The sequence below is a fragment of the Bacteroides sp. genome (assembly GCF_029057325.1).
GTDB lineage: Bacteria > Bacteroidota > Bacteroidia > Bacteroidales > Bacteroidaceae > Bacteroides.
The window spans coordinates 1-5,786 of the sequence record NZ_JAICZW010000176.1; the positions used below are offsets into that span (position 1 = coordinate 1).

Annotated in this window: 4 protein-coding genes; all 4 read right to left on the reverse strand. The window is 49.6% G+C overall.

Translation table 11 applies throughout. The features are described 5' to 3' along the window. The coding region (locus K2G43_RS11950) for a phosphatidylinositol-4-phosphate 5-kinase (RefSeq protein ID WP_300155495.1) at positions 1–1,128 on the reverse strand (1,128 nt) is incomplete at its 3' end. 69 nt (positions 1,129–1,197) lie between these two features. Beyond that, positions 1,198–2,487: a pitrilysin family protein gene (locus tag K2G43_RS11955; RefSeq protein ID WP_300155498.1), complete on the reverse strand. Its 1,290-nt coding sequence runs from the start codon at positions 2,485–2,487 to the stop codon at positions 1,198–1,200. A 57-nt stretch (positions 2,488–2,544) separates the two neighbouring features. Next, the gene (locus tag K2G43_RS11960; protein ID WP_297642656.1) at positions 2,545–2,913 is read right to left on the reverse strand and encodes a 2-amino-4-hydroxy-6-hydroxymethyldihydropteridine diphosphokinase; all 369 of its coding nucleotides are present in this window, start codon (positions 2,911–2,913) and stop codon (positions 2,545–2,547) included. A 156-nt stretch (positions 2,914–3,069) separates the two neighbouring features. Next, positions 3,070–5,400 (reverse strand): transglycosylase domain-containing protein, encoded by a 2,331-nt coding sequence (locus K2G43_RS11965; protein ID WP_300155502.1) that lies wholly within the window; start codon positions 5,398–5,400, stop codon positions 3,070–3,072. Between the last annotated feature and the right edge of the window lie 386 nt (positions 5,401–5,786).

Below are 5,786 nucleotides of genomic sequence, written 5' to 3' on the forward strand. Positions count from 1 at the left end.
CCGTATCACTTGTCCGTTCTTGTCTGTTTCCACAAAAGGACCGTGTTTCTTTCCTTGCTTGATGAATCCTTCGTAACGGTTTCCGTTCTTGTCCTCCTGAACGCCGCTTCCATCTTCCATGCCGTCCACGAAACTACCTTTATATTTGGTGCCATCGGTTAGAATCAACGTACCCTGGCCATTGAATTTGTTGTCTTTCCACTCTCCTTCGTAGGAATCGCCCACGTTCCATTTGTAAACGCCATATCCGTCACGTTGGTTGTTTTTCCAATCGCCTTCGTAAACGGCTCCGCTCGCCCATGTAAACGTGCCATGTCCTTCCTGTTTGCCATCTTTGAAGCTTCCCACATACTTGTTTCCATTGGCATGATAATAGATGCCCTCACCCGTGCGTTCGCCTTGCACGTATGAACCTTCGTAACGGTCGCCGGTATGGAAAAAATAGATGCCTCTTCCATGCTGCACATCTTCTTTCCAATCGCCTACATACTTATCTCCGTTGGCATATTCAAATGTTCCATTACCTTCGCGCACATCGTTCTTCCATTCGCCGTCATATTTGGAACCGTCATTCCACGTCAGCACTCCTTTGCCGTCCTTCTTGTCGTTTTTCCAGGAGCCTTCGTATTTGGAGCCATTCTTCCAGGTATAGGTGCCCTGCCCTTCGCGCTTGTCGTTCACCCAGTTGCCCTCATAGAGGTCGCCGTTGTAGTAATACATCACGCCTTCGCCATGCTGATAGTCCTGATACCACATTCCCTCATAGCGGTTGTTGTTCACGAAGTAATAAGTACCCTTCCCATGCTGCCGGTTCTGGAACCAACATCCTTCGTATCTCTCGCCGTCGGGGAATGTATAGGTTCCCTGCCCTTCACGTTTGCCCTTTACATACTCACCTTCGTAGGTGTCGCCGTTTTTGAAGACGGTTTTCCCTTTTCCATGCGGTTTCCGTCCTTTTATTTCGCCCGTATATAATGCACCGTCTTCCTTAAAAGTATAGGTCCCTATTTTTATTTCCGTAGAAAATGTATTTTTTACTTTATCAAAAAAGCTCTCTTTCTTTTCTTGAGCAACGGTTTCTTGACACAACAAGAAAACCAGTATAAACGTGGTATATAGATTTTTCATGAATTTCAAATTAGGATATGCAACAAAGATACGATTTATCTGCTTAACAGCACGTGCCTTTCATCGGTTTTATGACATTTTTTTACCGGACACCACTTCTTTTAATCTCTCTTTGCATAAATACTTTCCGGCAAGTTCGCGAATTTCCTGCGCGGTCACTTCCTTGACCGCCTTCAAGGCATCGGCAAAATAGGTGTCCTGCAGACCGGATGCATATACGAAAATCCAGGCATCCGCCAACGAGAACGCCGACTCATAGCCACGGCACATATCGCCCAACATATAGTTCTTCACCACCCCCAGTTCCTCGTCGGACACCAATTCGTTTTGGAGCCGGTCTATCTCATGATACACTTCGGCAATCAGAGGCTCCACGCATTCATTGGTGGTTTCGGCTCCTATCACCAATATGCTCTGTTGCGGATAGGACATTATGCCTGCTGAAATGCTGTACGTATATCCCTTTTCCTCCCGGATGTTCGACATCAGCCGGCTGCCAAAGTAACCTCCAAACAGCGTCACCAGCACCCTTGTTTTCAAATAATCCGGATGGGTGCAGCTCAACGAAGGCATCCCCATGCGGACGGCACTCTGCAAAGCATCCGGATGCTCAATGAATATACGCTTTTCGGGCACGGTCACAGGCATGTAGCTCTTCTGTTCCGGCCGGCGGAAATCCGTCCCGAAAGGTTCTTTGCCGAACAAGGCCTCTATCCGCCGGAGGCAATCGTCCGTCACCTTTCCCGAAAGGTAGATGCTGCAATTCTCCGAATGATAGAAACGCCGGTAGAACGCACGCAGCACCGACGGAGTAATACGGTGGTAGTCCTCCTCCTGCACCAACCTTCCGCAAGGGTGCTGCTCGCCGTACAATGCCTTTACCAGTCCCCGATGTGCCCGAAAGTCCACTTTAGAAGTGTTGACAAGGAATTGGCGGATATTGTTGTTCAAAATCACCTCCAGCTCCTTTTCCGGAAACGTCGGTTCTTTGACGATGGATTCCAGCACGTCCAATGTCTCCGGAAGGTACTTATTCAAGGAATAAAGGGTGATGTAGGTATGTTCCGACGCGCCGGAAAGTTCCAGCCAGGCTCCATAGTAATCCAGCTTCTCCGCTATTTCGGCTGCGGTGTAGCGGCGGGTCCCTTCACGCAGCATCCGGTTGGTGAAGAGCGATTGCAACGGTTGCGTCTGCTGCCAGCGGCCGCCTTCCATGATCAAGTCGATACGCACCACCTCGTTGTCGCCCGTATTGAGCACATTCAGCGATACGCCGTTCGGCAACCGGATGCGCTCCGGCCTTTGTACCGTCAGCTGCTTCGGTTCTACTATTTCGGGTTGTATGTTTCGGTTCAGCATTGTTTGAAGAAAAGTTTTGTAGTTGTGTCAAAACAATAATGTGGCGCTGCTTTCTTTTCAATTATCAAGCAGTTTCAGTCCGCGCACGATATAGTCTCGTTTCAAATCTTCCGGCTTATACACCGTTTCATCGCAAGAGAGCAAATCGATATCCAACCGCACAATCTCCCGTTTTTTGTCTTCGGGCAGCCTGCCCGCTTCCCGCTCGATGGCTTTCAACCGGGCGAGGACTTCCTCCACCCGCTTATCGGAAACGAAACGCGCCACCTGGTTGGAAAACAGATTCGGACCCTGAAAAAACAGCGGTTCCGTCTCCTCTTCTTCCGAAAAACGTATATCGGAAAAAAGTTCGGTCAAACGCCGACGCGCCAGCATCATATTCTCCATCCGCCGCTCATTGCTTCCTATGCTAATAGTGTACTCCATTTTCAATCAATTAAGTCAGTAAACAAGTTGACAAGTTAACAAGGCTACCAGACGAAGTTATTCAGGGTTCTACCCGCATCGCTTATTCATAACAAGAGCCTTGTAGCCTCGTTAACTCGTAGCCTTGTTAATTTGTCAACTCGTCAACTAAAAAAACTAATTAAACAATTCGTCCAACCCCTCAATCGGCTCTTCCACATGGATGCCGCCATCAACCTCCACATTGTCTTTACACGGGTTATAGCCTTCGGGCAATTGGAAGGTTTCGTTCTCGTCATATCCCAATGTCTTATCTCCTAACACCTTCACCATATATTTGGCCCAGATAGGCAATGCCATAGAAGCGCCTTGCCCGTGCAGCATCGTGTCGAAGTGGATGTCACGGTCCTCACCTCCTACCCAACAGCCGGATACCAGCGAAGGCGTGAAGCCCATAAACCATCCGTCTGCGTTGTAGTTGGTCGTTCCCGTCTTTCCGCCCATGTCGGCTTTCACGCCCAGACGGCGCACACGTCCTCCGGTACCCTCATTCACCACGGCACGAAGCATTACCAGCATCTTGTAGGCACTGGAAACGCTGATGACCTCTTGCATCTCCGGCGCAAAGGTTGCCAGCACATTGCCTTCATTATCCTCGATGCGGGTCACAAACAACGGAGCCACCCGTATGCCTTTGTTGGGGAATGCCGTATAGGCGCTTACCATTTCGCCCACAGAGATTTCACACGGGCCGAGACAGAGCGAAACGGACGGAACGATTTCTTTATTACGCACGCCGAACGTGTGTATCAACCGCTTCAGGTTATAGGGATTCAGTTTGCTCATCAGATATGCCGTCACCCAATTGTCCGAATTGGCCAATCCCCATTTCACCGTCACCATCTCGCCGTAACGCTTCTTGTTGGCGTTGCGCGCTGTCCAGGGTTTTCCATTTTCATCAAGCAACGTATATTCCACGTGACGCACCTGGTCGCAGGGAGAGAACCCGTTCTCCATCGCCAGCGTGTAGAGGAAGGGCTTAACGGTAGAGCCCACCTGACGGCGTCCTACCATCGCCATATCATACTGGAAGTAGTGATAATTGGGGCCACCCACATACGCCTTCACATGTCCGTTGCGCGGATTCATCGACATGAAGCCGGCACGCAGGAAGAACTTGTAATAGCGGATGGAGTCCATCGGAGTCATTATCGTATCCTTCTCGCCATCCCAACTGAATACGGACATTTCTTCGGGTGTGTCGAACGCCTTCTTTATTTCCGCTTCGGTGGCACCCGCCTTCTTCATCGTGCGATAGCGGTCGGACAGCTTCATGGCACGCTCCAGAATCTCGTCCACCTGTTCTTGAGTCAGTCTGAAGGTATAGGGAGCCTTCTTCGCACCTTTTTTCTCCTTGAAGAAATAGCCTTGCAACTCTTTCAGATGTTCGGTCACGGCTTCTTCGGCATATCGCTGCATGCGCGAGTCGATGGTCGTGTAGATTTTCAGTCCGTCAGTGTAAAGGTTATATTTGCTGCCATCCTTTTTGGTGTTCTTCTCGCACCATCCGAACAGCGGATTGTTTTCCCAATCGAGCGAGTCTTCATAATACTTCTGCATCTGCCAGCCGCGGTAGTTCGCCTTGTCGGGTTTCTTTGCGTTCAGCACGCCGCGCAGATACTCGCGGAAATAGGGAGCCTGTCCTTCCTTGTGGTCCACCCGGTTGTATTTCAATTGCAACGGCAACGCTTGCAGAGAGTCGCATTCGGCTTTCGTGATATATCCCGCCTTCCGCATCTGGTCCAGCACCACGTTGCGTCGTCCGCGTGTACGCTCGTTGAAGCGCACGGGATTGTAGCGCGACGGGTTCTTGCACATGCCCACCAGCGTGGCCGATTCCTCTATCTTCAGCTCTTTCGGCTCGCAACCGAAATAGGTGAATGCTGCCGTCTTGACACCTACTGCATTGTTCAGGAAGTCGAACTTGTTCAGATACATCGTCAGAATCTCTTCTTTTGTATAGTAGCGTTCCAGTTTCACGGCAATCACCCACTCTATCGGCTTCTGGAACAGACGTTCCATCACGTTGTCCGCACTGGGCGAATAGAGTTGTTTGGAAAGCTGCTGCGTAATGGTGCTGCCGCCTCCGGCATTTTCCTGCATCAGGAGTCCGCGCTTCACGATGGCACGGGTCAGGGCTATGGCGTCAATGCCCGAATGTTCGGCAAAGCGCACATCTTCTGTGGCTATCAGCGCGTTGATGATGGAGGGACACAAATCATCATATCCCACGAAAACGCGGTTCTCCTTGCTGTAAGAATAGGTGCCCAACACTTTGCCGTCATCCGAAATGACTTCTGTGGCAAACTTGTAATGCGGATTTTCCAAATCTTCTAACGGAGGCATATAGCCTATCCATCCTTTGGCTATGGCAAAAAAGATAACGACACAAGCAAGCGCCACCAGCACAATGAGTCCCCACAGCAGGATGATTACTTTCTTTATCATAGTTCAGTCCCTAAAAATCATAATTAAAATAATAGGGCAAAGGTACGGAAAGTCCTGTAAAAACGGAAGGATTTAAGGGATTTTTCGTAGTTCGGGACACGGCTTTTTCATTTACGGGAGTTAAAGGAGGCATCACTTTACCTTCTTTTGTCAGGAATGAAAGGAGAGAAAGGAGTCAGAAGGAGTTTAAAAAAGCCGCTCTTTTCATTTCAACGCACCCACACGACTTGAAAATCAGAAATAATTACATAAGATAGTCCCATCCCGAAAATTTCGTTCCATTCTATTTTTCCAGTCCGTGTCTTGTCAGGCCCTTACCTGCTCCATAGTTGCTTCGGTGTTTCTTCGGACGTTCTTCGGACATTCTTCGGTCCTAGGGAGTGGAG

Excerpts from the sequence above, each read along its gene's own strand:
- K2G43_RS11965 (WP_300155502.1), bottom strand. The coding sequence starts at position 5,400 with ATGATAAAGAAAGTAATCATCCTGCTGTGGGGACTCATTGTGCTGGTG.
- K2G43_RS11955 (WP_300155498.1), bottom strand. The coding sequence starts at position 2,487 with ATGCTGAACCGAAACATACAACCCGAAATAGTAGAACCGAAGCAGCTG.
- K2G43_RS11960 (WP_297642656.1), bottom strand. The coding sequence starts at position 2,913 with ATGGAGTACACTATTAGCATAGGAAGCAATGAGCGGCGGATGGAGAAT.